Annotated in this window: 28 protein-coding genes; 20 read left to right on the top strand and 8 right to left on the bottom strand. The window is 56.8% G+C overall.

The features are described from left to right. Positions 1-15 precede the first annotated feature (15 nt). The 8 genes from cvpA to hisP all read left to right on the top strand — a co-directional run bounded on the left by cvpA (position 16) and on the right by hisP (position 7,093). Complete coding sequence (gene cvpA, locus ENTCL_RS07040) at positions 16-504, top strand: colicin V production protein (protein ID WP_013365418.1); 489 nt, start codon at positions 16-18, stop codon at positions 502-504. 33 nt (positions 505-537) lie between these two features. After that, positions 538-2,055 carry an amidophosphoribosyltransferase gene (gene purF, locus ENTCL_RS07045; RefSeq protein WP_013365419.1) on the top strand — a complete coding sequence of 506 codons (1,518 nt, stop codon included), beginning with the start codon at positions 538-540 and terminating at the stop codon, positions 2,053-2,055. A 101-nt stretch (positions 2,056-2,156) separates the two neighbouring features. After that, a complete protein-coding gene (locus ENTCL_RS07050) occupies positions 2,157-2,729 on the top strand; it encodes a UbiX family flavin prenyltransferase (RefSeq protein ID WP_013365420.1) in 573 nt (190 codons plus the stop codon). Positions 2,730-3,022: 293 nt separating this feature from the next. Next, complete coding sequence (gene argT, locus ENTCL_RS07055) at positions 3,023-3,805, top strand: lysine/arginine/ornithine ABC transporter substrate-binding protein ArgT (protein WP_013365421.1); 783 nt, start codon at positions 3,023-3,025, stop codon at positions 3,803-3,805. Between the two features lie 257 nt (positions 3,806-4,062). Continuing rightward, positions 4,063-4,845: a histidine ABC transporter substrate-binding protein HisJ gene (hisJ, locus tag ENTCL_RS07060; protein ID WP_013365422.1), complete on the top strand. Its 783-nt coding sequence runs from the start codon at positions 4,063-4,065 to the stop codon at positions 4,843-4,845. Between the two features lie 67 nt (positions 4,846-4,912). Further along, positions 4,913-5,599, top strand: a complete 687-nt coding sequence (locus tag ENTCL_RS07065) for a histidine ABC transporter permease HisQ (protein WP_013365423.1) — start codon at positions 4,913-4,915, stop codon at positions 5,597-5,599. Then, positions 5,596-6,312, top strand: coding sequence for an ABC transporter permease (locus ENTCL_RS07070; protein ID WP_013365424.1), 717 nt, complete (start codon positions 5,596-5,598; stop codon positions 6,310-6,312). Before ENTCL_RS07065 ends, ENTCL_RS07070 begins: the two co-directional genes overlap by 4 nt. 7 nt (positions 6,313-6,319) lie before the next feature. Next, complete coding sequence (gene hisP / locus ENTCL_RS07075; RefSeq protein ID WP_013365425.1) at positions 6,320-7,093, top strand: histidine ABC transporter ATP-binding protein HisP; 774 nt, start codon at positions 6,320-6,322, stop codon at positions 7,091-7,093. 57 nt (positions 7,094-7,150) lie between these two features. Here hisP and ENTCL_RS07080 read toward each other — a convergent pair whose 3' ends face one another. From ENTCL_RS07080 to yfcG, 3 genes are read right to left on the bottom strand one after another with little or no spacing between them, the layout of a single operon-like run. Next, a complete protein-coding gene (locus ENTCL_RS07080) occupies positions 7,151-8,044 on the bottom strand; it encodes a TIGR01777 family oxidoreductase (RefSeq protein ID WP_013365426.1) in 894 nt (297 codons plus the stop codon). 19 nt (positions 8,045-8,063) lie between these two features. After that, on the bottom strand, positions 8,064-8,426 hold the full coding sequence (gene folX, locus ENTCL_RS07085) for a dihydroneopterin triphosphate 2'-epimerase (protein WP_044612082.1): 363 nt from the start codon (positions 8,424-8,426) through the stop codon (positions 8,064-8,066). Between the two features lie 59 nt (positions 8,427-8,485). Continuing rightward, positions 8,486-9,112: a GSH-dependent disulfide bond oxidoreductase gene (yfcG, locus tag ENTCL_RS07090; protein ID WP_013365428.1), complete on the bottom strand. Its 627-nt coding sequence runs from the start codon at positions 9,110-9,112 to the stop codon at positions 8,486-8,488. A gap of 148 nt (positions 9,113-9,260) precedes the next feature. Between yfcG and yfcF the strand changes: the two genes are divergently transcribed. From yfcF to yfcD, 3 genes are read left to right on the top strand one after another with little or no spacing between them, the layout of a single operon-like run. Continuing rightward, positions 9,261-9,905, top strand: coding sequence for a glutathione transferase (gene yfcF, locus ENTCL_RS07095; protein WP_013365429.1), 645 nt, complete (start codon positions 9,261-9,263; stop codon positions 9,903-9,905). A gap of 53 nt (positions 9,906-9,958) precedes the next feature. Next, complete coding sequence (gene yfcE, locus ENTCL_RS07100) at positions 9,959-10,510, top strand: phosphodiesterase (RefSeq protein WP_013365430.1); 552 nt, start codon at positions 9,959-9,961, stop codon at positions 10,508-10,510. 56 nt (positions 10,511-10,566) lie between these two features. Next, on the top strand, positions 10,567-11,112 hold the full coding sequence (yfcD, locus tag ENTCL_RS07105) for an NUDIX hydrolase YfcD (RefSeq protein WP_013365431.1): 546 nt from the start codon (positions 10,567-10,569) through the stop codon (positions 11,110-11,112). 4 nt (positions 11,113-11,116) lie between these two features. On the opposite strand, the gene ENTCL_RS07110 is transcribed toward yfcD, so the two are convergent. Then, positions 11,117-12,136, bottom strand: a complete 1,020-nt coding sequence (locus ENTCL_RS07110) for a LacI family DNA-binding transcriptional regulator (RefSeq protein ID WP_013365432.1) — start codon at positions 12,134-12,136, stop codon at positions 11,117-11,119. Positions 12,137-12,352: 216 nt separating this feature from the next. Between ENTCL_RS07110 and ENTCL_RS07115 the strand changes: the two genes are divergently transcribed. The 5 genes from ENTCL_RS07115 to ENTCL_RS07135 all read left to right on the top strand — a co-directional run bounded on the left by ENTCL_RS07115 (position 12,353) and on the right by ENTCL_RS07135 (position 16,328). After that, positions 12,353-12,796: a PTS sugar transporter subunit IIA gene (locus ENTCL_RS07115; RefSeq protein ID WP_013365433.1), complete on the top strand. Its 444-nt coding sequence runs from the start codon at positions 12,353-12,355 to the stop codon at positions 12,794-12,796. A gap of 80 nt (positions 12,797-12,876) precedes the next feature. Continuing rightward, complete coding sequence (locus ENTCL_RS07120) at positions 12,877-13,149, top strand: PTS sugar transporter subunit IIB (RefSeq protein WP_013365434.1); 273 nt, start codon at positions 12,877-12,879, stop codon at positions 13,147-13,149. 23 nt (positions 13,150-13,172) lie between these two features. Continuing rightward, positions 13,173-14,552 carry a PTS ascorbate transporter subunit IIC gene (locus tag ENTCL_RS07125; protein ID WP_013365435.1) on the top strand — a complete coding sequence of 460 codons (1,380 nt, stop codon included), beginning with the start codon at positions 13,173-13,175 and terminating at the stop codon, positions 14,550-14,552. Next, positions 14,549-15,382, top strand: coding sequence for a transketolase (locus tag ENTCL_RS07130; protein WP_013365436.1), 834 nt, complete (start codon positions 14,549-14,551; stop codon positions 15,380-15,382). The genes ENTCL_RS07125 and ENTCL_RS07130 overlap by 4 nt, the downstream gene beginning before the upstream one ends. Then, positions 15,375-16,328, top strand: a complete 954-nt coding sequence (locus tag ENTCL_RS07135) for a transketolase family protein (RefSeq protein ID WP_013365437.1) — start codon at positions 15,375-15,377, stop codon at positions 16,326-16,328. Before ENTCL_RS07130 ends, ENTCL_RS07135 begins: the two co-directional genes overlap by 8 nt. A 111-nt stretch (positions 16,329-16,439) precedes the next feature. Here ENTCL_RS07135 and pta read toward each other — a convergent pair whose 3' ends face one another. Together pta and ackA are read right to left on the bottom strand one after the other, a co-directional pair. Then, positions 16,440-18,581, bottom strand: a complete 2,142-nt coding sequence (gene pta, locus ENTCL_RS07140) for a phosphate acetyltransferase (RefSeq protein ID WP_013365438.1) — start codon at positions 18,579-18,581, stop codon at positions 16,440-16,442. 77 nt (positions 18,582-18,658) lie between these two features. Then, positions 18,659-19,861 (bottom strand): acetate kinase, encoded by a 1,203-nt coding sequence (gene ackA / locus ENTCL_RS07145; RefSeq protein WP_013365439.1) that lies wholly within the window; start codon positions 19,859-19,861, stop codon positions 18,659-18,661. 339 nt (positions 19,862-20,200) lie between these two features. Here ackA and yfbV point away from each other — a divergent pair, with 339 nt between their 5' ends. From yfbV to ENTCL_RS07165, 4 genes are all read left to right on the top strand, one after another. Next, the gene (gene yfbV, locus ENTCL_RS07150; RefSeq protein ID WP_013365440.1) at positions 20,201-20,656 is read left to right on the top strand and encodes a terminus macrodomain insulation protein YfbV; all 456 of its coding nucleotides are present in this window, start codon (positions 20,201-20,203) and stop codon (positions 20,654-20,656) included. Between the two features lie 81 nt (positions 20,657-20,737). Continuing rightward, positions 20,738-21,232: a YfbU family protein gene (locus tag ENTCL_RS07155; RefSeq protein ID WP_013365441.1), complete on the top strand. Its 495-nt coding sequence runs from the start codon at positions 20,738-20,740 to the stop codon at positions 21,230-21,232. Between the two features lie 13 nt (positions 21,233-21,245). Continuing rightward, a complete protein-coding gene (locus tag ENTCL_RS07160; protein WP_013365442.1) occupies positions 21,246-21,905 on the top strand; it encodes a sugar phosphatase in 660 nt (219 codons plus the stop codon). Positions 21,906-21,979: 74 nt separating this feature from the next. Further along, a complete protein-coding gene (locus ENTCL_RS07165; protein WP_013365443.1) occupies positions 21,980-23,806 on the top strand; it encodes an SLC13 family permease in 1,827 nt (608 codons plus the stop codon). Positions 23,807-23,830: 24 nt separating this feature from the next. On the opposite strand, the gene yfbR is transcribed toward ENTCL_RS07165, so the two are convergent. Continuing rightward, positions 23,831-24,430 (bottom strand): 5'-deoxynucleotidase, encoded by a 600-nt coding sequence (gene yfbR, locus ENTCL_RS07170; protein WP_013365444.1) that lies wholly within the window; start codon positions 24,428-24,430, stop codon positions 23,831-23,833. 94 nt (positions 24,431-24,524) lie between these two features. Next, positions 24,525-25,739: an alanine transaminase AlaA gene (gene alaA, locus ENTCL_RS07175; RefSeq protein ID WP_013365445.1), complete on the bottom strand. Its 1,215-nt coding sequence runs from the start codon at positions 25,737-25,739 to the stop codon at positions 24,525-24,527. Between the last annotated feature and the right edge of the window lie 216 nt (positions 25,740-25,955).

A 25,955-nucleotide genomic window follows, 5' to 3' on the forward strand; every position in this document is an offset into this window, starting at 1 on the left:
CATCGTGGGACACATATGGTCTGGATTGATTACGCCATTATTGCGGTGCTGGGTTTTTCTTGCCTGGTGAGCCTTATCCGCGGCTTTGTTCGTGAAGCATTATCGTTGGTGACGTGGGGCTGTGCTTTTTACGTGGCCAGCCATTACTACACCGACCTGTCTGTCTGGTTTACGGGCTTTGAAGACGAACGGGTTCGAAATGGGATTGCTATTGCGGCGCTGTTTATCGCGACGCTCATCGTCGGCGCTATCGTCAACTACGTGATAGGTCAGCTGGTGGAGAGAACCGGTTTGTCGGGTACTGACAGGGTATTGGGGATCTGCTTCGGCGCATTGCGTGGGGTGTTGATTATCGCCGCTATCCTGTTTTTCCTCGACACCTTTACCGGTATGGCAAAAAGCGCAGACTGGCAGCAGTCGCAGTTTATTCCCTATTTTTCGCCGGTTATCAGATGGTTTTTTGAATACCTTCAAAGCTCGTCAAGTTTCTTGCCCAAAGTATAAGCTTTGGGTCGTTGCTTAACGAGGAAAAGACGTATGTGCGGTATTGTCGGTATCGCCGGTGTTATGCCGGTCAACCAGTCGATTTATGACGCGTTAACGGTGCTGCAGCACCGTGGGCAGGATGCTGCGGGCATCATCACGATTGATGCGAACAACGGCTTCCGCTTGCGTAAAGCGAACGGCCTGGTGAGCGATGTATTTGAAGCCCGCCACATGCAGCGCCTGCAGGGCAATATGGGGATTGGCCATGTTCGTTATCCCACGGCAGGCAGCTCCAGCGCGTCCGAGGCGCAGCCTTTTTACGTCAACTCCCCTTATGGCATTACGCTTGCGCACAACGGCAACCTGACCAATGCGCATGAGCTGCGTAAAAAGCTGTTTGAAGAGAAACGTCGTCACATCAACACCACGTCTGATTCTGAAATCCTGCTCAACGTATTTGCCAGCGAGCTGGATAACTTCCGTCACTATCCGCTTGAAGCCGACAACATTTTTGCCGCCATCGCGGCAACCAACCGCCAGATTCGCGGCGCTTACGCCTGCGTGGCGATGATTATCGGACACGGTATGGTGGCCTTCCGCGACCCGAACGGCATTCGCCCGCTGGTGCTGGGCAAGCGCGATATCGGCGACGGTCGTACCGAATATATGGTGGCGTCGGAAAGCGTGGCGCTGGATACCCTGGGCTTTGAATTCCTGCGCGACGTAGCGCCTGGCGAAGCTATCTACATTACCGAAAAGGGCCAGCTGTTTACCCGCCAGTGCGCGGATAACCCGGTCAGCAATCCGTGCCTGTTCGAGTATGTCTACTTCGCGCGCCCGGACTCCTTTATCGATAAAATTTCCGTCTACAGCGCACGCGTCAATATGGGCACCCGGCTCGGCGAGAAAATCGCCCGCGAGTGGGAAGATCTGGATATCGATGTGGTCATTCCGATTCCGGAAACCTCCTGCGATATCGCGCTGGAAATTGCGCGTATTCTGGGCAAGCCGTACCGTCAGGGATTTGTGAAAAACCGCTACGTCGGCCGCACCTTTATCATGCCGGGCCAGCAGCTGCGCCGTAAGTCCGTACGCCGCAAGCTTAATGCTAACCGCGCCGAGTTCCGCGACAAGAACGTGCTGCTGGTGGATGACTCCATCGTTCGCGGCACCACCTCGGAGCAGATTATTGAGATGGCGCGCGAGGCCGGGGCGAAGAAGGTGTATCTGGCTTCCGCCGCGCCGGAAATTCGCTTCCCGAACGTATACGGCATCGATATGCCGACCGCTAATGAACTGATCGCCCACGGTCGCGAAGTTGATGAGATCCGCCAGATTATCGGCGCAGACGGTCTGATCTTCCAGAATCTTGACGACCTGATCGACGCGGTACGCGCCGAAAACCCGGACATCCAGCAGTTTGAATGCTCGGTGTTCAACGGCGTGTACGTGACGAAGGATGTCGATCAGCAGTATCTCGACTATCTGGATTCCCTGCGCAATGACGACGCCAAAGCGGTGCTGCGTCAGAACGAAGTGGAAAACTTAGAGATGCATAACGAAGGCTAACCTCTTCCGGTCCTCCGCTTGTGACAAAGCGGGGGACTGCGTCTTGCAACTGCCCGACAAATGCGGCACAGTCTGCCCCAGATGAATGGCGGGGCGAAATCATGAAACGACTCATTGTGGGCATATCGGGCGCAAGCGGCGCAATTTACGGCGTACGTTTACTGCAGGTATTGCGCGATGTTCCCGAAGTGGAAAGTCATCTGGTGATAAGCCCGGCCGCCCGCCAGACGTTAACCCTGGAAACCGATTTTTCTCTGCGCGAGGTGCAGGCGCTGGCCGACGTGGTGCATGATGCCCGCGATATCGCCGCCGCTATCTCTTCCGGGTCGTTTAAAACGGCAGGGATGGTAATTTTACCGTGTTCAATGAAAACGCTGTCCGGCATTGTGAACAGCTATACCGACGGTCTGCTGACCCGCGCGGCGGATGTAGTACTGAAGGAGCGTCGCCCACTTGTGCTTTGCGTGCGCGAGACGCCGCTGCATCTTGGCCATCTGCGGCTGATGACCCAGGCGGCGGAAATCGGCGCGACGATCATGCCGCCGGTGCCGGCGTTTTATCACCGTCCGCAGTCGATTGATGACCTGATTAATCAGACCGTTAACCGAGTGCTGGATCAGTTCGACATCACCCTTTCCGAAGACCTTTTTACCCGCTGGCAGGGTGCACGTTAACTGCACTAATATAGTGCATGCGTTGCCGCTTCGCCCTGGAATTGGGCGATTTTGTAGCCCCGATCAAATCCTCAACATTTAATCCCTTTTTTCGCTGTTTAGCGCTGCGGTTTATTTGCCATAGCTGGTATCTTTCATTCTTGAGACATATTTGCAACGTTTTATTAACACGCTAACGGTTGTTTTCAGCCGTGGGTCCAGAGTGGCATAAAACGTGCAGGTCTGGATTGCAATACACAACACGACAAACAACATAACACACGCAACGGCATCACGAGACTTAAGGGTAATGTATGAAGAAGACAGTTCTGGCTCTCTCTTTGTTGCTTGGGATCAGCAGCGCTTCCAGCGTTTTTGCGGCGCTGCCGCATAACGTTCGTATCGGCACTGATGCGACCTATGCGCCGTTCTCATCGAAAGATGCTAAAGGCGATTTTGTCGGGTTCGATATCGATCTGGGTAACGAGATGTGCAAACGCATGCAGATCAAGTGTACCTGGGTAGGCAGCGATTTCGATTCCCTGATCCCTTCGCTGAAGGCAAAGAAAATCGATGCCATTATTTCCTCCCTCTCAATCACCGAAAAGCGCCAGCAGGAGATAGCCTTCTCTGACAAGCTGTACGCGGCGGATTCGCGTCTTATTGCGACCAAAGGCTCGCCGATCGTCCCTACCATTGACTCGCTGAAAGGCAAGCACGTTGGGGTGCTGCAGGGCTCCACTCAGGAAGCGTACGCCAACGAGAACTGGCGTACCAAAGGTGTGGATGTTGTGGCCTATCAGAACCAGGATCTGATCTATTCCGATCTGGCGGCCGGTCGTCTTGATGCGGCATTCCAGGATGAAGTCGCTGCCAGCGAAGGCTTCCTGAAGCAGCCAGCCGGTAAGGACTATGCGTTTGCGGGCCCTTCCGTTAAGGACAAGAAGTACTTTGGCGATGGGACCGGCGTTGGCCTGCGTAAGGACGATGTCGAGCTGAAAGCGGCGTTTGATAAAGCGCTGGCCGATCTGCGCAAAGACGGTACTTACGACAAGATGGCGAAGAAATACTTCGACTTTAACGTCTACGGCAACTAAGACGCTACAGGCCCGGCTTGCCGGGCCTTTCGGGCAAAACAGTGATCTATACAGGTGTGTATTAACCTTTTCCTGCTCTTTTATGGTGCAAAAAGTGCACCATTTTGGTGAGGGTGTGCATAGTTAAGCATTTATAGTGCAAAAAAGTGCTGCGTAACGGGTGGAAAGTTTTGCCTTAATCGCCTAAAAGGTGGCACGATAACTGTTTCAGATACTTCTGTTAAACCCGTAAAAATGACAGTCTGTTGAGGATAGTTATGAAAAAACTGGCGTTGACGCTTTCTCTTGCGCTGGCACTTTCCAGCGTTTCCACGGTATTCGCAGCAATTCCGCAAAAAGTCCGTATCGGTACCGATCCGACTTATGCTCCCTTCGAATCGAAAAACGCGCAGGGCGAACTGGTCGGTTTTGACATCGATCTGGCGAAAGAGCTGTGTAAGCGTATTAATACGCAATGTACCTTCGTTGAGAACCCACTGGACGCGCTGATCCCATCGTTAAAAGCGAAGAAGATCGACGCCATTATGTCTTCACTGTCGATCACCGAAAAGCGTCAGCAGGAGATTGCGTTCACCGACAAGCTCTATGCAGCCGATTCTCGCCTGGTGGTGAAAAAAGGCAGCCCGGTAACGCCTGAGCTCAGCACGCTGAAGGGCAAGCGCGTCGGCGTCCTGCAGGGCACTACGCAGGAAACCTACGGCAACGAACACTGGGCGCCGAAAGGCATCGAAATCGTCTCCTATCAGGGCCAGGACAATATCTATTCTGACCTGACGGCAGGTCGTATCGATGCGGCATTCCAGGATGAAGTCGCGGCCAGCGAAGGCTTCCTCAAACAGCCTATCGGTAAAGATTATCAGTTCGGCGGCCCGTCGATTAAGGACGAGAAACTGTTCGGCGTCGGCACCGGTATGGGCCTGCGCAAAGAAGATAATGAGCTGCGTGAAGCGCTGAATAAAGCCTTTGCACAAATGCGTGCAGATGGCACTTACGACAAGTTGGCGAAGAAGTACTTCGATTTCAACGTATACGGTGAGTAATCACTGCATTAGCCGCCGTTTCTGACGTTTCCAGAGGCGGCGGTACTGAACAGACAGGACAGGCTGAATGCTGTACGGGTTTTCACAAGTCATTTTCCAGGGAGCCCTTGTCACACTTGAGCTGGCTATCAGCTCGGTGGTGTTGGCGGTGCTGATAGGCCTGGCGGGTGCGGCGGCGAAGCTTTCTGGCAATCGCGGGCTGGCGCTGATTTTTGAAGGGTATACCACGCTGATTCGCGGTGTGCCGGATCTGGTGCTGATGCTGCTGATTTTTTACGGGCTGCAGATTGCGCTGAACACAATAACCGACGCCATGGGGATGGCGCAGTTCGACATTGACCCGATGATCGCCGGTATCATCACGCTCGGCTTTATCTACGGCGCGTATTTTACCGAGACCTTCCGCGGCGCGTTTCTGGCGGTGCCGAAAGGGCACATTGAGGCCGCGACCGCTTTCGGCTTTACCAGCCGTCAAACCTTCCGACGTATCCTGTTTCCGGCGATGATGCGCTTTGCGCTGCCGGGGATCGGCAACAACTGGCAGGTCATTCTCAAAGCCACGGCGCTGGTCTCCCTGCTCGGGCTGGAGGATGTGGTGAAGGCGACGCAGCTTGCCGGTAAGAGTACCTGGGAGCCGTTTTACTTCGCTATCGTCTGCGGCGTTATTTATCTGGTATTCACGACGGTGTCGAACGGCGTTCTGCTGCTGCTCGAGCGTCGTTACTCCGTGGGCGTGAAGAGGGCCGACCTGTGATCGATATTATTCAGGAATACTGGAAGTCCCTGCTGTGGACCGACGGCTACCGCTTTACCGGCGTGGCCATTACCCTGTGGCTGCTGATCTCCTCCGTGGTGATGGGGGGCGTGCTGGCGCTGTTTCTGGCGATTGGCCGCGTCTCGAGCAACAAGTACATCCAGTTCCCCATCTGGTTGTTTACCTATATTTTCCGCGGTACGCCGCTGTACGTTCAGCTGCTGGTGTTTTACTCGGGGATGTATACGCTGGAAATCGTGAAAGGCACTGAGTTGCTGAACGCCTTCTTCCGCAGCGGGCTGAACTGTACGGTGCTGGCGTTAACCCTCAACACCTGCGCCTATACCACCGAGATTTTCGCCGGTGCGATCCGCGCCGTTCCGGCCGGAGAGGTGGAAGCCGCTCGCGCGTACGGCTTCTCCAGCGTGAAGCTCTATCGCTGTATTATTCTGCCTTCCGCGCTGCGCATTGCGCTGCCGGCGTACAGCAATGAGGTTATCCTGATGCTGCACTCAACGGCGCTGGCGTTCACGGCCACGGTACCGGATTTGCTGAAGATAGCCCGCGATATTAACTCGGCGACCTATCAGCCCTTTACGGCATTCGGTATCGCCGCGGTGCTGTATCTGATTATCTCTTATGGGCTGATTAGCCTGTTCCGCAAAGCGGAAAAACGCTGGCTGCAACATGTGAAACCCTCTTCGACACACTGAGAACATCATGCCTGACAATAAATTAAACGTAATCGATCTGCACAAGCGCTACGGCGAACATGAAGTGCTGAAAGGGGTGTCACTGAAGGCTAACGCCGGTGATGTGATCAGTATTATCGGCTCGTCGGGGTCGGGGAAGAGCACCTTCCTGCGCTGTATCAACTTCCTCGAAAAGCCGAGCGAAGGCAACATTGTAGTCAGCGGCCAGAATATCTCGCTGGTGCGTGATAAAGACGGGCAGCTTAAGGTGGCGGATAAAAACCAGCTGCGTCTGCTGCGCACCCGCCTGACGATGGTGTTCCAGCACTTCAACCTGTGGAGCCATATGACGGTGCTGGAGAACGTCATGGAAGCGCCGATTCAGGTGCTGGGCCTGAGCAAGCAGGAAGCCCGTGAACGCGCGGTCAAATATCTGGCGAAAGTGGGTATCGATGAGCGCCAGCAGATTAAGTATCCGGTGCATCTCTCCGGCGGCCAGCAGCAGCGTGTGTCCATCGCCCGCGCGCTGGCGATGGAGCCGGAGGTGCTGCTGTTTGACGAACCGACCTCCGCGCTTGACCCTGAGCTGGTCGGTGAAGTGCTGCGCATCATGCAGAAGCTGGCGGAAGAGGGGAAAACCATGGTGGTGGTAACGCACGAGATGGGCTTTGCCCGCCACGTGTCCTCACACGTGATTTTCCTGCACCAGGGACTTATCGAAGAAGAGGGCCACCCGGACGAGCTGTTCGGCAACCCGAAAAGCCCGCGCCTGCAGCAGTTCCTCAAAGGATCGCTGAAGTAATCCGCGTACACCCGGTCACGCGCGTGACCGGGGTTTATCAGCCTGCTGCTGGCGGAATTATTTCACCACGTCCGCCAGCGCTTCTTCTAAGTCATACCAGCGAAACGCAAAGCCGCTGTCTTCAAGACGTTTTGGCAGCGCCCGCTGCCCGCCCAGCACCAGTACCGAGGATTCGCCCATCAGCAGCCGTATGGCGGCGGCGGGCGTGCGGAAGATGGCCGGACGGTTCAGGGCGTGACCCAGCGCGTGGGCAAACTGCTCATTACGCACCGGGTAGGGCGAAACCATATTAAACGGTCCGCTGAGGGGGTTATCGAGCAGCCAGAGAATGCCGTTAACCATATCGTCGACGTGGATCCACGCCAGATACTGGCGCCCGCTGCCAATAGGCCCGCCGAGGCCGAGCTTAAACGCTGGCGTCATTTTCGACAGAATGCCGCCTCTGGGCGCAAGCACCACGCCGGTGCGCAGCAGGCAGACGCGGGTGACGTCGCTTTGCGCCTGCTGGGCGATTTGTTCCCAGCGGGCGCAAAGCTTATGGGTAAATTCATTGTGCGGCGGCTCGTCTTCGGTGACGACCACTTCGCCGAGATCGCCATAATAGCCCGCCGCGGAGCCAGAGATAAAGACCGCCGGGGGCCGGGTGCCCGCCCGCAGTAAATCGACCAGCCTCTGGGTTATCTGCCATCGGCTGTCGCACAACCGCTGCTTTTGCTGCGCCGTCCAGCGCTTGTCGGCGATGGGCTCCCCGGCGAGGTTAATGACTGCATCAATACCATCGAGATTCTGGCAGGCGTCGAGTCCTTTCCATAGCCCGACGCGTGCGTCGAGCCGCTGGCGCGCTTTTTCCGGGCTACGGGTCACCACGATAATCTGGTGGCCGAGCTCAAGCAGACGCGGGATCAGATGACGGCCAATCAGGCCCGTACCGCCGGTAATCAGGATTTTCATGCAACCTCCCGGGTTGCGCCTAGCGTCGCCAGCTCATGGTCATCGACACCGAATCGGCATACCGCAGCGCGTGAAGTTTATCGATCTCTACTTCAGCATAAGTGACCCAGCGATGCTCGCATGCGATATTGAGCACATCCTGAGTTAATTTTTCCAGCAAAGAGAAGCGGTTATTCTCAATATGCTGAATGATGGTTTTGGTGATGGTGCGGTAGTTCAGCGCGTCGTTGATATCTTCGCTGCTGCGCGCTTTTTCGGCCGGGTAGTGGATGGCGACGTTGATAACGACATCCTGTCGGTTGGCGATTTCCTCTTCTTTAATACCGATAAAGGTACGCAGACGCAGGTTTTTAATGCGGATGACGGCATCTGGCTGGGACATAGACATTGCAGGTTTCCTCCTTGTTGTTATCCCAGCCATAATACATGAAAAGCGCGTGATTAAGCTTGCGCCTTCTGCATCGCCAGAACCGTTGCCGGACGCTGGCTGATGCGCTCAAACCAGTTCTTCACCGCCGGGAAGTTATCGAGGTCGATACGCTGGCGCTGGTGGGCGTTGATCCACGGCCAGCAGGCGATATCCGCTATGCTGTAGTGCTCGCCGCCAAGCCACGGCGAGCGCTCAAGGCGCTTATTCAGCACGTTGTATAACCGCAGGGTCTCAACCTGATAACGCTCAATGGCGTACGGCACCGGCTGAGGCGCAAAATGATTAAAATGATGGTTTTGCCCAAGCATCGGCCCCAGCCCGCCCACCTGCCAGAACAGCCACTGCAGGGTAACATGGCGTTCGCGCAGCTCGCCGCTGAGCAGCTTTCCGGATTTTTCCGCCAGATACAGCAATATTTCGCCTGACTCAAACAGGGCCAGCGGCGCGCCGCCGTCCGCGGGAACGTGGTCGACGATGGCCGGGATTTTATTATTCGGTGAAATCGACAGGAACTCCGGGCGGAACTGGTCGCCCTTACTGATATCTACACGTATCAGCCGATAAGCCAGCTGCGCCTCTTCGAGAAACAGCGTGACTTTGTGGCCGTTTGGGGTAGGAGCATAATAGAGATCAATCATCTTAACTCCCGAGCTCAGGTGGTTATTGTTGTGGGCACCGCTTTTCGAGTATAGGCGGCGAAGACCGCTCTGTGAGTTTTCATCAAGTGACAGCCTGTAAAAGACGCGATATGTTGAAGTATTCACCCGTTAGCCCGTTGAGGAAGCTATGAGCCGTCCTGTGATTACGCTGTGGTCTGATTCTCAGTTTTATTCGCCGTATGTGATGTCCGTCTATGTCGCTTTGCAGGAAAAAGGCCTGCACTTTAGCGTGAAAACCGTCGATCTCGATCGCGGCGAACATCTGCAGGATAGCTGGAAAGGCTACGTGCAAACGCGCCGCGTGCCGCTGCTGGAAGTGGATGCGTTCGAACTCAGCGAATCGTCAGCGATTACGGAATATCTTGATGAGCGTTTTGCGCCGCCGCAGTGGGAGCGCCTGTATCCGCACGATCTCGAAAAGCGCGCCCGGGCCCGGCAGGTTCAGGCCTGGCTGAGAAGCGACCTGATGCCGATTCGCGAAGAGCGCCCGACCTCAGTCATCTTTGGCGGCGCGAAGCTGCCGCCGCTGAGCCAGACGGCGCAGGCGAGCGCGGCGAAACTGTTCAGTACCGCCGGGGCGCTGCTGGCGGACGGCAAGCCGAATCTGTTTGGCGAATGGTGCATTGCCGATGCCGATCTTGCGCTGATGATTAACCGGCTGATGCTGCACGGCGACGACGTGCCGGAACGTCTGGCGGATTATGCTGCGTTCCAGTGGCAGCGCGCTTCAGTACAGCGTTTTGCGGCGCTTTCAGCGGCACGCGCAGGCTGAAGCCAGCCGCGTAATCCGCTATGATAGCGCGGTTATTTGTGGAGGAATGATTGATGAAACTGATGTTTGCATCGGATATTCACGGCGCGCTGCCGGCCACAGAACGCGTACTGTCCCTGTTTGCGGAAAGCGGCGCGCGTTATCTGGTGGTGCTGGGCGATGTGTTAAACCACGGTCCGCGTAATGCGCTGCTGCCCGGGTATGCGCCCGCAGAGGTCGCAGAACGTCTGAACACGCAGGCTGCTCGTATTATCGCCGTGCGCGGCAATTGCGACAGCGAAGTGGATCAGATGCTGCTGAAATTTCCCATGACGGCGCCGTGGCAGCAGGTACTGACGCCGAATCAGCGGCTGTTTCTGACGCATGGACATCTGTTCGGCCCGGACAACCTGCCGCCGCTGGCGACTGGCGATGTGCTGGTTTATGGTCATACTCATATTCCGGTTGCCGAAAAACGGGGCGATATCTTCCATTTTAACCCCGGTTCCGTCAGCATCCCGAAAGGGGGATTCCCCGCCAGTTTCGGCCTGCTGGACGGTAATAAATTGCAGGTTTTAGCACTCAATGATCAACGGGTTATTGCAGAGGTGGCAATTAACCCGTAATTTACCCGTCAACTGCACAACGCGCCGCAAGAGCGCATGAGAGAGAAGGTTTTCTGATGGTGGAGCAGAATCATTTGGCAAGCACGGAATGGGTGGATATTGTCAACGAAGACAATGAGGTGATTGCGCAGGCCAGCCGCGAACAGATGCGCGCGCAGTGCTTGCGTCATCGGGCAACCTATATTGTGGTTCACGACGGCATGGGCAAAATTCTGGTGCAACGCCGCACCGAAACCAAAGACTTTATGCCGGGCATGCTGGACGCTACTGCGGGCGGCGTCGTGCAGGCCGACGAGCAGATGCTTGATTCCGCCCGCCGCGAGGCGGAAGAAGAGCTGGGGATTGCCGGCGTGCCGTTCGCCGATCATGGCCAGTTCTATTTTGAAGATAAGCACTGCCGCGTGTGGGGCGGTCTTTTTAGCTGCGTTTCTCACGGCCCGTTTGCGCTACAGGAAGCGGAGGTCAGCGAAGTGTGCTGGCTAACGCCGGAAGAAATCACCGCGCGCTGCGATGAATTCACCGCTGATTCCCTGAAAGCGCTGGCGCTGTGGATGAGCCGTAACGCCGGCAACGATATCCCGGAAGACGAAGAGGCCGAATAAGGCCTCAGCAGCTGTCCCGCTGGCACAGTTTCGCGGCTATCGGGGCGCTTTCACGCCAGTTTCCGTCATTCAGGCGCGCCAGCAGCGCGCGGCCTGCTTCAATACCAATCTGCCGGTGCGGTACCGCAATCGTCGTCAGCGGCGGCTGGCATACGCGGCTGACGTCGCTGTCGCCAAACCCCACAATCGCCAGATCGTCAGGCACCTTAATACGCCTGCGCTGGCATTCGTACAGCGCGCCGCAGGCCAGTTCGTCAGAGACGCAGACCAGCGCGTCCAGCTCCGGCCACGCCAGCAAAAACTCCGGCAGCTGCGCTGCGCCGGTTGAAAAGGTGGGCGGCTCCGCGGCATTGATCACCCGGTTTGGCGAGAGGTGGTAGCGCAGCATCGCCTTGTACCAGCCCTGCAGATGCTGCTGGAAAATCCACTGCTCCTGGTTAGCGCACAGCAGGCCGATGTTCTGGTAACCGCGCTGAATCAGCATTTGCGTGAGCTCAAACATGGCCGCTACGTTGTCGATACCGATGTTCATGTCCAGCGGGTCCGAGCGTACTGCGCCAATCTCCATGACCGGGAGATTACCGCTCGACAGCCACTGACGCACGGTATCGCTGTGCTCCACGCTGAGCAGGATCGCCGCCGCAATGTTTGACGCCATCAGCGTTTCCAGCAGCTTTTCTTCCTGCTCCAGATGATGACGCGATTCCGCCAGCATGATTTGATACCCGGCCGGCTGCAGCACCTGCTGTAGCCCGGCGAACATCTCTGAACATCCCGCTTCGCTAAGGCTGGGCACCACCATCCCGATGGTCCATGAGGAGGCGGAGGCCAGCGCGCTCGCCGCCAGGTTTGGCATGTAGCCCAGCTCCTGAACGGCGGCCTCAATTTTTTCGCGCAGCTTGTCGGATACCTGCTCAGGGGTACGCAATGCGCGGGAAACGGTCATCGTACCAACCCCGGCAAGCTGGGCGACATCCGCCAGCGTGACCTTACCGGTACTGCGGCGTTTTCGGGTCAGAGACATGTTTCTTCCTGATTGAAATCTCAACATAAAGTGCAAGCAGTATACGCCGGAAATCACTGGTTTTGCTGAGTTATTACAGCATGATTACATTTTGATAGCGCTATCACACTTTTCATACGCTTCATTTTGGTAGCGCTATCTTTGTGATTATCATCACAGTCAGAGGCGATGGCCTTGCATAAAGTTTGTTCACCTTCCCACTGAAAGGAGAATGACATGCTCAGGACATGGATCCATGACGGCACCATCAGGTTACAGGAGAGGGTAGAAAACTGGCCGCAGGCGCTGGAGCTGTGCGCAACGCCGCTGCTGGAGGCAGGCATCATCACACCGGACTACATCACCGCGATAATGACGCAGCACCGCAGGCTCGGCCCGTACTACGTGCTGGCACCGGGCTTAGCGATGCCGCACGCGCGGCCGGAAGAGGGGGCTAAGGGGTTAGGTCTTTCCCTGCTCAAATTACAGCACGGCGTTGCCTTCGGCTCAGAAGATAACGATCCGGTGGATCTGATTATACTGCTGGCGGCACCGGATAAGCACAGCCACATCGATATGATAGCCGCGCTGGCGGAATTATTTTCCAGCGACGAGGCTATGCGGGAATTACATCAGGCGACAACCGTTGAGGAGATAAAAAACATCATTAGCCGCTTCTGATAGCTATTTTATACCCTGGCTTTTGACATTTTACCTCCGGGTAAGATGCAGGTTTATTTTGTCTAAAAAAGGTGACGATAATGAAAATTATGGCGATATGCGGGTCTGGCCTCGGCAGCAGTTTTATGGTCGAGATGAATATTAAAAAGGTACTGAAGAAACTGAATATTGAGGCTGACGTCGAGCATTCCGACCTCTCGTCGGCAACGCCGGGCGCTGCCGACCTTTTCGTGATGGCAAAGGACATTGCCGAGAGCGCCAGCGTGCCGGAAGGCCAGCTGCTGGTGATCAACAATATTATCGATATCAACGAACTGGAATCTAAGCTCAGCGCTTATTTCGCCAACCATTAATCCGCAATGAGTGAGGGGCAGCTATGTTTATCCTCGAAACGCTTAATTTTGTGGTAGATATACTTAAAGTACCTTCGGTGCTTGTTGGCTTAATTGCCTTAATAGGCCTGGTCGCACAGAAAAAATCATTTTCTGATGTCGTCAAAGGAACGGTAAAAACCATCCTGGGATTTATTGTTCTCGGCGGCGGAGCAGGCGTACTGGTTGGTTCATTAAATCCGCTGGGCGGCATGTTTGAGCATGCATTTAACATTCAGGGGATCATTCCGAATAACGAAGCGATTGTCTCTATCGCGCTGGAAAAATACGGCGCGGCAACGGCGCTGATTATGGCTTTTGGAATGGTGGCGAATATCGTTGTCGCCCGCTTTACCCGCCTGAAATACATTTTCCTCACCGGGCATCACACTTTCTATATGGCCTGCATGATTGGCGTAATCCTGACCGTGGCGGGTTTTGAGGGGGTGGGGCTGGTGTTTACCGGCTCGCTCATCCTTGGGCTGGTGATGGCCTTCTTCCCGGCGATCGCCCAGCGCTATATGAAACGTATCACCGGCACGGACGATATCGCTTTTGGTCATTTCGGCACCCTGGGCTATGTGCTCTCGGGCTGGATTGGCAGCCGGTGCGGTAAAGGCTCGCGTTCCACCGAAGAGATGAACCTGCCGAAAAACCTGAGCTTCCTGCGCGACAGTTCGATCTCGATTTCGCTGACCATGATGATTATCTATTTGATCCTGGCGGTGTGCGCGGGGCGCGAGTATGTCGAAAGCCAGCTCAGCAGCGGGCAGAACTATCTCGTGTACGCCATCATCATGGCGATCACCTTCGCGGCGGGCGTGTTCATTATTCTGCAGGGCGTGCGTCTGATTCTGGCGGAGATTGTTCCGGCCTTTACCGGTTTTTCGGAGAAGCTGGTGCCCAATGCCCGCCCGGCGCTGGACTGCCCGGTGGTTTACCCCTATGCGCCCAATGCGGTGCTGATCGGCTTCCTGTTCAGCTTCCTTGGCGGGCTGGTAGGGCTGTTCTTGCTCGGACAGTTCAAGCTGGTGCTGATTCTGCCGGGCGTGGTTCCCCACTTCTTTACCGGCGCGACGGCTGGCGTATTCGGCAACGCGACCGGCGGGCGGCGCGGGGCGATGATCGGCGCCTTTGCTAACGGCCTGCTGATTACCTTTCTGCCGGTGCTGCTGCTGCCGGTACTGGGGGCGCTGGGCTTTGCCAATACGACCTTCTCGGATGCCGATTTCGGCGCGGTCGGTATCGTGCTCGGCAACCTTGCGCGCTACCTGTCGCCGATGGTCATTACCGGACTGGTGGTCGCGCTGTTCGCGCTGCTGGTGCTGTTTAACTATCTGACAAAAGGCAAAGCTGAGCCGCAAAACTCGGGGGCGAAATCATGAGCACGCTTGCTGAACTGACTCACCTGGCGCGGGATATTCGCGTCGCCACGCTGAAATCGCTGACCCGGCTCGGCTTTGGCCACTACGGCGGCAGCATGTCAGTGGTGGAAACGCTTGCGGTGCTGTACGGCGAGGTGATGAAAATCGATCCCGCCGACCCGGACTGGCCGGAGCGCGATGACTTTGTGCTGTCCAAAGGCCATGCAGGCCCCGCGCTATACAGCACTTTGGCTATCAAAGGCTACTTCCCGGTGGAGGAGCTGAATACCCTTAACCAGAACGGCACCCGCCTGCCGAGCCATCCTGACCGGTTAAAAACCCGCGGCGTCGATGCCACCACCGGTTCGCTGGGGCAGGGGATTTCCATCGCCGGCGGCATGGCGCTGTCGCACAAGCTGGCCGGACGTCCGAACCGGGTTTTCTGTATCGTCGGCGATGGCGAGCTGAACGAAGGGCAGTGCTGGGAGGCGTTTCAGTTTATCGCCCACCACCGGTTGAACAACCTGACGGTGTTCGTCGACTGGAACAAGCAGCAGCTCGACGGCGAGCTGGATGACATCATCCAGCCGTTCGATCTCGACGAGAAGTTCCGCGCCTTCGGTTTTGATGTGGCGACGGTCAAAGGCGACGACATCGCCAGCTTGCTGGCGGAGGTGAAACCTGTTGTAGCGCCCAATGCCCGTCCGAAGCTAATCATCCTCGACAGCGTAAAAGGCCAGGGGGTGGCGTATCTGGAGCAGCTGGGTAATTCGCACCACCTGCGTCTGACGGAAGAGACGAAAGAGATCCTCAATAACGCGATTCGCCAACTGGAGGCCGCAGATGATTAAGCTTGCACCCGCAGGGCAAAAAGATGCGGTAGAGATGCGTAAGGTGTACGCCGGTTTTGTCGCCCGGCAGATTGAGGCTGGCAGCGGTATTATCGCGCTGGAGGCCGACCTGATGAGCTCGATGGCAATGGACGGCGTGGCGCGGGATTACCCGCAGCACGTGATCAACTGCGGCATTATGGAGGCCAACGTCATCGGCACCGCCGCCGGGCTGTCGCTGACCGGGCGTAAACCGTTCGTGCATACCTTTACGGCGTTCGCCAGCCGGCGCTGTTTCGATCAGCTGTTTATGTCGCTCGACTACCAGCGCAATAACGTGAAGGTTATCGCCTCGGATGCGGGTATCACCGCCTGTCACAACGGCGGTACGCACATGTCGTTTGAGGATATGGGGATTGTGCGCGGGCTGGCGCATTCGGTGGTGCTGGAGGTGACCGACGCGGTGATGTTTGAAGACGTGCTGCGCCAGCTTATTGACCTCGAAGGTTTTTATTGGGTACGCACCATCCGTAAGCAGGCGCCGAGCGTTTATGCGCCCGGCACGACGTTTACCATCGGCAAAGGCAACGTGCTGCGTGAAGGCGCTGATATCACCCTGATAGCCAACGGCATCATGGTGACGGAGGCGCTGGAGGCGGCGCGCCAGCTGGAGCAGGAGGGGGTCAGCGCCGCCGTGATCGACATGTTTACCCTCAAGCCCATTGACCGCATGCTGGTGAAAAACTACGCCGAGAAAACCGGGCGTATCGTCACCTGTGAAAACCACAGCATTCACAACGGGCTGGGGTCGGCGGTGGCGGAGGCTCTTGTCGAAAACTGCCCGGTGCCGATGCGCCGCGTCGGCGTGAAGGAGCGGTATGGCCAGGTGGGGACGCAGGATTTTCTGCAGAAGGAGTATGGCCTGACGGCGCATGACATTGTGTCGGCGGCGCGGGAGCTGCTGTAAATAAAAAAGGCGACCCGTTAAGGGGTCGCCTTTTTGTTGCCCGGCGGCGCTAGCGCTTACCGGGCCTACGGTTTTACAGGCCGGATAAGCGAAGCGCCATCCGGCAAAACATTACTGCTGCTGTGAAGACTGAATCGCGGTCAGGGCGATGGTGTAGACGATATCGTCAACCAGCGCGCCACGGGACAGGTCGTTCACCGGCTTGCGCATACCCTGCAGCATCGGCCCGATGGAGATCAGGTCGGCAGAACGCTGTACCGCTTTGTAGGTGGTGTTACCGGTGTTCAGATCCGGGAAGATGAACACGGTAGCGCGACCGGCAACCGGAGAGTTCGGCGCTTTGGATTTCGCAACGTCAGCCATCACCGCGGCGTCATACTGCAGCGGGCCGTCGATCATCAGGTCAGGACGTTTTTCCTGCGCCAGACGCGTCGCCTCACGTACTTTCTCTACATCGCTACCTGCGCCAGAGGTGCCGGTGGAGTAGGAGAGCATCGCCACGCGCGGTTCGATGCCGAAGGCAATCGCGGAGTCCGCAGACTGAATCGCGATTTCAGCCAGCTGCTCTGCGGTTGGATCCGGGTTGATCGCGCAGTCGCCGTAAACGTAAACCTGTTCCGGCAGCAGCATGAAGAACACGGAGGACACCAGAGAGCTGCCCGGAGCGGTTTTGATCAGCTGCAGCGGCGGACGGATGGTGTTCGCGGTGGTATGAACCGCGCCTGAAACCAGGCCGTCGACTTCGTCCTGCTCCAGCATCAGCGTGCCGAGCACCACGTTGTCTTCCAGCTGCTCGCGCGCGACGGCTTCGGTCATGCCCTTGCTCTTACGCAGCTCAACCAGACGCGCAACGTAGCTTTCGCGAACCACTTCAGGGTCAACGATTTCGATGCCCGCGCCCAGTTCAACGCCCTGAGACGCCGCTACGCGGTTGATCTCGTCCGGGTTGCCCAGCAGCACACAGGTCGCGATGCCGCGCTCTGCGCAGATCGCAGCGGCTTTAACGGTACGCGGCTCGTCGCCTTCCGGCAGAACCACGCGTTTGCCCGCTTTGCGCGCCAGCTCGGTCAGCTGGTAGCGGAACGCCGGCGGGGACAGGCGACGGCTGCGCTCGGAGGTCGCGGTCAGGGATTCGATCCAGTCGCTGCTGATATGGCTGGCGACATATTCCTGAACTTTTTCGATGCGCTCGTGGTCGTCAACCGGTACTTCCAGGTTGAAGCTCTGCAGGCTCAGCGAGGTCTGCCAGGTGTTGGTGTTCACCATGAATACCGGCAGGCCGGTGGCAAAGGCGCGCTCGCACAGCTTGTTGATGCGCTCATCCATTTCGTAGCCGCCGGTCAGCAGGATGGCGCCGATATCCACGCCGTTCATCGCGGCCAGGCATGCGGCAACCAGCACGTCAGGACGGTCTGCGGAGGTCACCAGCAGGGAGCCTGCGCGGAAGTGCTCCAGCATGTGCGGGATGCTGCGCGCGCAGAAGGTCACGGACTTCACGCGGCGAGTATTGATATCGCCTTCGTTGATCACGGTGGCGTTCAGGTGGCGAGCCATATCGATAGCGCGGGTCGCGATCAGATCGAAGCTCCACGGTACCGCGCCCAGAACCGGCAGCGGGCTGGATTCCTGCAGTTTAGCCGGATCGACTTTGATAACTTTCGCTCTGGAGGAGTCGTCAAAGATTTCGGACAGGTCAGGGCGGGTACGGCCCTGTTCATCAACCGGCGCGTTCAGTTTGTTGACGATAACGCCGGTGATGCTGGTGTTTTTCGCGCCGCCGAAGCTGCTGCGGGTCAGTTCGATACGTTCGTTCAGCTGCTCCGGCGTATCGGTGCCCTGAGACATCACGAACACGATTTCCGCGTTCAGCGTTTTGGCGATTTCGAAGTTCAGCGACTGCGCAAACTGGTGTTTACGGGTCGGCACCAGGCCTTCTACCAGTACCACTTCAGCATCGGTCGTGCTGGCGTGGTAGTTGGCGATGATCTCTTCCATCAGCACGTCTTTCTGGTTGCTGGAGAGCAGAGACTCAACGTGGCTCATCTTCAGCGGCTCAGCCGTCGGCAGATTGGAGTTTTTGCGCACAATGGAGGTGGTCTGGTCTGGCGCATCGCCACCGGCACGCGGCTGGGCGATAGGTTTGAAGACGCTCAGACGAACGCCTTTGCGTTCCATAGCACGGATAACGCCAAGGCTGACGCTGGTCAGGCCGACGCTGGTACCGGTAGGGATCAGCATAATAGTACGGGACACGGTTTATCCTCTTTTGGTTACCGCCGCACAGGGCGGGATACAAAACAGCACCGCCAGCGTTGGCTGGCGGTGTGGAATCAGGCAGTCAGACGGGCTGCGTCTTGCGCGATGACCAGTTCTTCGTTGGTTGGGATAACCACCGCAGGACGGGTGCCTTCTTTGTTGATGAAGCCGGACTTGCCGAAACGGGCAGCCAGGTTACGTTCGTGATCAACTTCGAAGCCCAGAACGCCCAGTTTGCCCAGGGACAGTTCGCGAACCATCGCCGCGTTTTCACCGATGCCGCCGGTGAAAATGACTGCGTCCAGACGGCCGTCCATCAGCGCGGTATAGGAACCGATGTACTTCGCCAGACGGTGGCAGTAAACGTCCATGGCGCGTTTCGCGTCTTCTTTGGTGGCGTAGTTGTCTTCAACATAGCGGCAGTCGCTGGTGACTTCGGTCAGACCCAGCAGGCCGGACTCTTTGGTCAGCAGCTTGTTGATCGCGTCAACGCTCATACCCAGCGTGTCGTGCAGGTGGAAAACGATAGCCGGATCGATGTCGCCGGAGCGGGTACCCATCACCAGGCCTTCCAGCGGGGTCAGACCCATGGAGGTGTCAACGCACTGGCCGTTGCGGATGGCGGAAACAGAACCACCGTTGCCCAGGTGGCAGGTGATGATGTTCAGCTCTTCAACCGGCTTGTTCAGAACCTTAGCGGCTTCCTGAGTGACGTAGAAGTGGCTGGTGCCGTGCGCGCCGTAGCGGCGGATGCCGTGCTCTTTGTACAGGCTGTACGGCAGGGCATACAGGTAAGATTCTTCCGGCATGGTCTGATGAAACGCCGTGTCGAATACCGCCACGTTTTTGTCTTTCAGATTCGGGAAGGATTTCAGCGCTTCGGCGATACCGATCAGGTGAGCCGGGTTGTGCAGCGGCGCAAAAGAGGCCGCATCTTTAATACCCTGAATCACGGAATCATCGATAACGACAGAACTGGTGTACTTCTCGCCGCCGTGTACGATACGGTGACCAATTGCGGTCAGCTGAGCAGACAGTTCTGGTTTTTGTGCCAGAATAGTGTTAACGATAAAGTTCAGCGCTTCACTGTGAGCGGCGCCTGCACCTAAAGCCGCTTCTTGTTTGCTGCCGTCCATTTTCCACTTGATACGCGCTTCAGGAAGATGGAAACATTCGGCCAAACCAGAAAGGTACTCGTCACCGTTGAGCGCATCGATGATGGCGAATTTCAGTGAGGAGCTACCGCAGTTCAGAACCAGTACTAACTTACTCGACATGGAAGTACCTATTTATGATACGTGGCTAAAAAAACGTCAGTGAGTCACAGAGCGTAGCGCATGATGACGCTGACATTTATGATTAACATCATGCCTGATACTTTTTTCAGGCATAACGAAAGAAATATCTATTGATTCTATGCCATTTTGCGCAATTTTCAGCCAATGGCAGAATGTGCGATAATTTGACGAATCGTGAATCAGGGTCTATGCCCTGGTCAGGCTGGCACAGGATACCTGATTGCCGCATTCATTGCCAAAATCTTTTGAACGATGTCATGCACAGTTGTTGTTTTACGAATATTTTTGATTTTTTATATGTGAAGTTGAGGTAACGCCATGTCGACATCCGAGAATCGCCCGGTAAACTTTTTCAGTTTGTTTCGCCGCGGGCAGCATTATGCAAAGACGTGGCCCCTGGAAAAACGCCTTGCGCCTGTGTTTGTGGAAAACCGCGTAATCCGCGCCACCCGCCAGGCCATCCGCTTTATGCCGCCCGTTGCTGTCTTTACCCTGTGCTGGCAAATCGCCCTCGGCGGACAGCTTGGCCCGGCGGTCGCCACCGCGCTCTTCGCCCTGAGCCTGCCGATGCAGGGGCTTTGGTGGTTAGGCAAACGCTCGGTAACGCCGCTGCCGCCTTCTGTTTTACACTGGTTTTATGAAGTGCGCGGCAGGCTGCAGGAAGCGGGGCAGGCGCTGGCGCCTGTCGAAGGCAAGCCCGATTATCAGGCATTAGCTGACACGCTTAAGCGCGCCTTCAAACAACTCGATAAAACTTTCCTTGATGATTTGTAATTAACCCCATAAAACGCATATAAAAGAAGGCACACAGTGTGTGTCTTTTTTTATGCTGCAAAGCGCAACAGGAGTAGAAAAATGGAAATGACTAACGCTCAACGTCTGATTTTGTCGAATCAGTACAAAATGATGACCATGCTGGACCCGGACAACGCCGAGCGTTATCGCCGCCTGCAGACGATTGTCGAGCGTGGCTACGGCCTGCAGATGCGCGAACTGGATCGCGAGTTTGGTCAACTGACCGAAGAGACCTGCCGCACCATCATTGACATCATGGAGATGTACCACGCCCTGCATGTCTCCTGGAGCAACCTGAAAGACAGCAGCAGCATCGACGAACGCCGCGTGACGTTCCTGGGTTTTGACGTCGCAACAGAAGCCCGCTACCTCGGCTACGTGCGTTTTATGGTGAACGTAGAGGGACGCTACGCCCACTTCGACGCCGGTACTCACGGCTTCAACGCGCAAACCCCAATGTGGGAGAAGTACCAGCGCATGCTGCACGCCTGGCATGCCTGCCCGCGCCAGTATCATCTGAGCGATAACGAAATTAACCAGATCATCAACGCCTGACGGAGGGTGCGCTGTGCAGTGCAAAGGTTTTTTATTCGATCTTGATGGCACGCTGGTTGATTCGCTCCCGGTCGTCGAGCGTTCATGGTGCCGTTGGGCGGATCGCCACGGGCTTGATCATCAGGATGTGCTGAATTTTATTCACGGCAAGCAGGCGATAACCTCACTGCGTCACTTCCTTCCCGGTCGTTCTGAAGAGGAAATTCAGGCCGAATTTCGTCTTCTTGAAGGCATTGAGTCCAGCGATATCGACGGCATCGCCGCGCTGCCCGGAGCGGTAGCGCTGCTTAACCACCTCGATGAGGCCGGTATTCCGTGGGCGATTGTTACGTCGGGATCGGTGCCGGTCGCTCATGCCCGCCATCGCGCGGCCGGGCTGCCGGAGGCGAAAGTCTTCGTGACGGCGGAACGCGTCAAGCGCGGGAAGCCGGAGCCGGATGCTTATCTCCTCGGGGCGGAGCTGCTGGGCCTTGCGCCGCAGGACTGCGCGGTGGTGGAGGATGCGGTCGCGGGCGTGTTGTCCGGGCTGGCGGCGGGATGTCGCGTTATCGCGGCGAATGTCCCGGCCGACGCGCCTTGCCTCGGTGATGTCGACATTGTGCTGTCATCGCTGGAACAGCTGGCGATTAACAAACGGTGCGATGGCTGGGTGAATGTGTCACTGAACGCCTGAGTCATGATGTAGCCCCGCGTTGTCGGGGCTTTTTTATGCCACACTTCCATTCTCTCTTCAGACAAGGATATGTTGTGAACAGTGAACTGATTTGGGTGCTTTGTCTGCTGGCGGCAGCGGTTATCCTCTTTGCAACCGGCAAAGTGCGCATGGATGCGGTTGCGCTGCTGGTGATTGTCGCGTTTGTCCTGAGCGGCACGCTGACCCTGAGCGAAGCCTTTTCCGGCTTCAGCGATCCCAACGTTATTCTGATCGCCGCGCTGTTTATCATCGGCGACGGCCTGGTGCGCACCGGCGTTGCGACCAGCATGGGCACCTGGCTGGTGAAGGTGGCGGGCAACAGCGAAACCAGGATGCTGATCTGTCTGATGCTGACGGTTGCCGGGCTTGGGGCGTTTATGAGCTCGACCGGGGTCGTGGCAATTTTTATCCCGGTGGTGCTGAGCGTCTGCATGCGCATGAACACCTCGCCATCTCGCCTGATGATGCCGCTGAGCTTTGCCGGGCTTATCAGCGGCATGATGACCCTCGTCGCGACGCCGCCCAACCTGGTCATCAACAGTGAGCTTATCCGCGAAGGGCTTAACGGTTTTAGCTTCTTTAGCGTCACCCCGATTGGCCTGGTGGTTCTGCTGCTGGGCATTGTCTATATGCTGATGATGCGTTTTATGCTGCGCGGTGAAGACCCCGGGCACAAGCACGATAAGCTGCGCTCCTTTCGCGATTTGATTAAAGAGTACCGTCTGACCGGACGGGCGCGCCGCCTGGCGATTCGCCCCGGGTCACCGATGATCGGCCAGCGTCTTGACGACCTGAAGCTGCGCGAACGCTACGGCGCTAACGTTATCGGGGTTGAGCGCTGGCGGCGCTTTCGCCGGGTTATCGTCAACGTGAACGGGGTTTCTGAGTTCCGCGCTCGCGACGTCCTTTTGATCGACATGTCCGCCGCCGAGGTGGATCTCCGGGAGTTTTGCAGCGAGCAGATGCTTGAGCCGATGGTGCTGCGCGGCGAGTATTTTGCCGATCAGGCGCTCGATGTCGGCATGGCGGAGGTGTCGCTTATCCCGGATTCCGAGCTGGTGGGGAAAACCGTGCGCGAGATGGGATTTCGTACCCGTTTCGGCCTGAACGTCGTCGGCCTTAAGCGCAGCGGCAAAGCGCTGGACGGCGCGGTGGTCGACGAGTCCATTGAGCTTGGCGATATTCTGCTGGTGGTAGGCAACTGGAAGCTTATTGGCCAGCTCGCCCGGCAGGGGCGGGACTTCGTGGTGCTCAATATGCCGGTTGAGGTGAACGAGGCGTCGCCCGCGCACAGCCAGGCGCCGCACGCGATTTTTTGTCTGGTGCTGATGGTCGCACTGATGCTGACCGATGAAATTCCTAACCCTATTGCCGCGCTGATCGCCTGCCTGCTAATGGGCAAGTTTCGCTGCATCAATGCGGAAAGCGCCTATAAGGCCATTCACTGGCCGAGCATTATTTTGATCGTCGGCATGATGCCCTTTGCGCTGGCGCTGCAAAAAACCGGCGGCGTCGATCTGGTGGTGAAAGGGCTGATGGATGTGGGCGGCGGGCAGGGGCCGTACCTGATGCTCATCTGCCTGTTTGTCATGTGCGCCACGATCGGGCTTTTTATCTCGAATACCGCGACGGCGGTGCTGATGGCGCCGATTGCGCTGGCGGCGGCGAAGTCGATGGGCGTGTCGCCTTACCCGTTCGCCATGATGGTGGCGATGGCGGCATCGGCCGCCTTTATGACGCCGGTATCGTCACCGGTAAACACGCTGGTGCTGGGGCCGGGTAAATACCGGTTCAGCGATTTCGTTAAAATCGGCGTGCCTTTCACCCTGTTGGTCATGCTGGTGTGCGTGGTGCTCATCCCGCTGTTGTTTCCATTTTAACCGCTTCGCCGCCGGGCGAAACCGCTACAGCGGCGAATCCTGACTAATTTCGTCCAGAGACAGCTGAAAGCTCGGGACAAACACCTGCATGAAATAGTCCATCTCTTCGCTGCGGCGCGACTCGAGGGTTTTCTCCAGCCGCGTTTTGGCTAACAGGAACTCATTATTTCCGGCAGACAGCTCTTCCAGGCACTTAAGATAAGCGCACAGCGCATCCGCCTGCTTGACCAGAGAACGCTCCTCCTCACTGTAGTGATGTTCATCAATCAGCGGGGCGAAGATATCGCGCAAATCGTCCGGCACCATCTCCACCAGCTTCTGCTGGGCGATTTTTTCGATGGCTTTGTACTCCTGGGCAATCTGCGAATTGAAGTATTTCACCGGCGTCGGGAGATCGCCGGTCAAGACTTCGGAGGCGTCGTGGTACATCGCCAGCAGCGCGATGCGCTCCGGGTTTACCTGCCCGTGAAATTTACGGTTCTTAATCGCCGCCAGCGCATGGGCGACCATCGCAACCTGCAGGCTGTGTTCAGAGACGTTTTCGGTGCGCACATTGCGCATCAGCGGCCAGCGGTTAATCAGCTTTAAACGGGAGAGGTGGGCAAAAAAATGGCTCTGACTCATGGGATACCTTTCGTCTGATACAGCACGGAAGTGTATTGTGCGGGCAGGCGGGCCAGGATGCAAATCGGGCTGCCGGCGGCAGCCCGATGAGGCGTTACTGATGATAACCGCTCAGGAAGCGGCCAAAGCGGCTGATGGACATTTCGAGGTCGTCAATCCGCGGAAGGGTGACGATACGCACGTGATCCGGCCACGGCCAGTTAAACGCGGTGCCCTGTACCAGCAGCACTTTTTCCTGCAGCAGGAAGTCGAGCACCATCTTCTGGTCGTCATGAATATTGAAGCGCTTCGCGTCGATTTTCGGGAACATATAGAGCGCGCCGTTGGGCTTCACGCAGCTCACGCCGGGAATATCGTTAATCAGCTCCCATGCGCGGTTACGCTGTTCGTACAGGCGCCCGCCGGGGACGATAAACTCGCTGATGCTCTGGTAGCCGCCGAGCGCGGTCTGGATGGCGTGCTGCGCGGGAACGTTCGCGCACAGGCGCATGGAGGCCAGCATTTCCAGCCCTTCAATATAGCCTTTGGCGTGCTTTTTCGGCCCGTTTAATACCATCCAGCCCTGGCGGAACCCGGCAACGCGGTAGGTTTTCGACAGGCCGTTGAAGGTGACGGTCAGCAGGTCTGGCGCCAGCGCGGCGATGGAATGGTGCTGCGACTCGTCATAGAGAATTTTGTCGTAGATTTCGTCGGCGAAAATGATTAGGTTGTGCTGACGCGCAATTTCGACGATCTCCAGCAGCAGCTCTTTGGAGTAGACCGCGCCGGTAGGGTTGTTCGGGTTAATGATCACAATGCCGCGGGTGCGCGGGGTGATTTTGGCGCGAATATCGTCGAGATCCGGGAACCAGTCAGAGGATTCGTCGCAAAGATAATGTACGGCTTTACCACTGGAAAGCGACACCGCAGCGGTCCACAGCGGGTAGTCCGGCGCCGGCACCAGCATCTCATCGCCGCTGTTCAGCAGCGCCTGCATCGCCTGCACGATGAGCTCAGACACGCCGTTGCCGATATAGATATCTTCGACCGTCACATCGCGCATATCGCGAGCCTGATAATGCTGCATGATGGCTTTACGCGCGGTATAGAGGCCTTTTGAATCGCAATAGCCCTGGGCGGTCGGCAGATTGCGGATCACATCAACGAGGATTTCATCCGGGGCGTCAAAGCCGAAAGGCGCCGGGTTGCCAATGTTGAGCTTGAGTACCTTATTGCCTTCTTCTTCAAGACGTTTAGCTTCTTTAAGTACCGGGCCACGGATGTCATAACAGACATTATCTAATTTGCTGGATTTTTCGATGGGGGACATGAATCTCGACCTTTTAGCTGTTGTTGCCACTCCCTGCCGTGGAAGTCAGCACGGAACAATGTACTCCCCATCCCGGGTATTTTGAAGCCTCTACAGTAGAAGATTTTGTAGAATGCCCGTCAGTGACATGATCTGTTAGACTGCTAATTCGTCCGCTTGATTTGCGATTGCCCTGCGGTTAAGCGGAACATTAGTTATAAATGTCATTAAATGAGC

It is taken from the genome of [Enterobacter] lignolyticus SCF1 (assembly GCF_000164865.1).
Classification (GTDB): Bacteria; Pseudomonadota; Gammaproteobacteria; order Enterobacterales; family Enterobacteriaceae; genus Enterobacter_B; species Enterobacter_B lignolyticus.

What these genes read in the sequence shown, in the direction of transcription:
- cvpA (WP_013365418.1), top strand. Translation starts at nt 16, where the DNA reads ATGGTCTGGATTGATTACGCCATTATTGCGGTGCTGGGTTTTTCTTGC.
- purF (WP_013365419.1), top strand. Translation starts at nt 538, where the DNA reads ATGTGCGGTATTGTCGGTATCGCCGGTGTTATGCCGGTCAACCAGTCG.
- ENTCL_RS07050 (WP_013365420.1), top strand. Translation starts at nt 2,157, where the DNA reads ATGAAACGACTCATTGTGGGCATATCGGGCGCAAGCGGCGCAATTTAC.
- argT (WP_013365421.1), top strand. Translation starts at nt 3,023, where the DNA reads ATGAAGAAGACAGTTCTGGCTCTCTCTTTGTTGCTTGGGATCAGCAGC.
- hisJ (WP_013365422.1), top strand. Translation starts at nt 4,063, where the DNA reads ATGAAAAAACTGGCGTTGACGCTTTCTCTTGCGCTGGCACTTTCCAGC.
- ENTCL_RS07065 (WP_013365423.1), top strand. Translation starts at nt 4,913, where the DNA reads ATGCTGTACGGGTTTTCACAAGTCATTTTCCAGGGAGCCCTTGTCACA.
- hisP (WP_013365425.1), top strand. Translation starts at nt 6,320, where the DNA reads ATGCCTGACAATAAATTAAACGTAATCGATCTGCACAAGCGCTACGGC.
- ENTCL_RS07080 (WP_013365426.1), bottom strand. Translation starts at nt 8,044, where the DNA reads ATGAAAATCCTGATTACCGGCGGTACGGGCCTGATTGGCCGTCATCTG.
- folX (WP_044612082.1), bottom strand. Translation starts at nt 8,426, where the DNA reads ATGTCCCAGCCAGATGCCGTCATCCGCATTAAAAACCTGCGTCTGCGT.
- yfcG (WP_013365428.1), bottom strand. Translation starts at nt 9,112, where the DNA reads ATGATTGATCTCTATTATGCTCCTACCCCAAACGGCCACAAAGTCACG.
- yfcF (WP_013365429.1), top strand. Translation starts at nt 9,261, where the DNA reads ATGAGCCGTCCTGTGATTACGCTGTGGTCTGATTCTCAGTTTTATTCG.
- yfcE (WP_013365430.1), top strand. Translation starts at nt 9,959, where the DNA reads ATGAAACTGATGTTTGCATCGGATATTCACGGCGCGCTGCCGGCCACA.
- yfcD (WP_013365431.1), top strand. Translation starts at nt 10,567, where the DNA reads ATGGTGGAGCAGAATCATTTGGCAAGCACGGAATGGGTGGATATTGTC.
- ENTCL_RS07110 (WP_013365432.1), bottom strand. Translation starts at nt 12,136, where the DNA reads ATGTCTCTGACCCGAAAACGCCGCAGTACCGGTAAGGTCACGCTGGCG.
- ENTCL_RS07115 (WP_013365433.1), top strand. Translation starts at nt 12,353, where the DNA reads ATGCTCAGGACATGGATCCATGACGGCACCATCAGGTTACAGGAGAGG.
- ENTCL_RS07120 (WP_013365434.1), top strand. Translation starts at nt 12,877, where the DNA reads ATGAAAATTATGGCGATATGCGGGTCTGGCCTCGGCAGCAGTTTTATG.
- ENTCL_RS07125 (WP_013365435.1), top strand. Translation starts at nt 13,173, where the DNA reads ATGTTTATCCTCGAAACGCTTAATTTTGTGGTAGATATACTTAAAGTA.
- ENTCL_RS07130 (WP_013365436.1), top strand. Translation starts at nt 14,549, where the DNA reads ATGAGCACGCTTGCTGAACTGACTCACCTGGCGCGGGATATTCGCGTC.
- ENTCL_RS07135 (WP_013365437.1), top strand. Translation starts at nt 15,375, where the DNA reads ATGATTAAGCTTGCACCCGCAGGGCAAAAAGATGCGGTAGAGATGCGT.
- ackA (WP_013365439.1), bottom strand. Translation starts at nt 19,861, where the DNA reads ATGTCGAGTAAGTTAGTACTGGTTCTGAACTGCGGTAGCTCCTCACTG.
- yfbV (WP_013365440.1), top strand. Translation starts at nt 20,201, where the DNA reads ATGTCGACATCCGAGAATCGCCCGGTAAACTTTTTCAGTTTGTTTCGC.
- ENTCL_RS07155 (WP_013365441.1), top strand. Translation starts at nt 20,738, where the DNA reads ATGGAAATGACTAACGCTCAACGTCTGATTTTGTCGAATCAGTACAAA.
- yfbR (WP_013365444.1), bottom strand. Translation starts at nt 24,430, where the DNA reads ATGAGTCAGAGCCATTTTTTTGCCCACCTCTCCCGTTTAAAGCTGATT.
- alaA (WP_013365445.1), bottom strand. Translation starts at nt 25,739, where the DNA reads ATGTCCCCCATCGAAAAATCCAGCAAATTAGATAATGTCTGTTATGAC.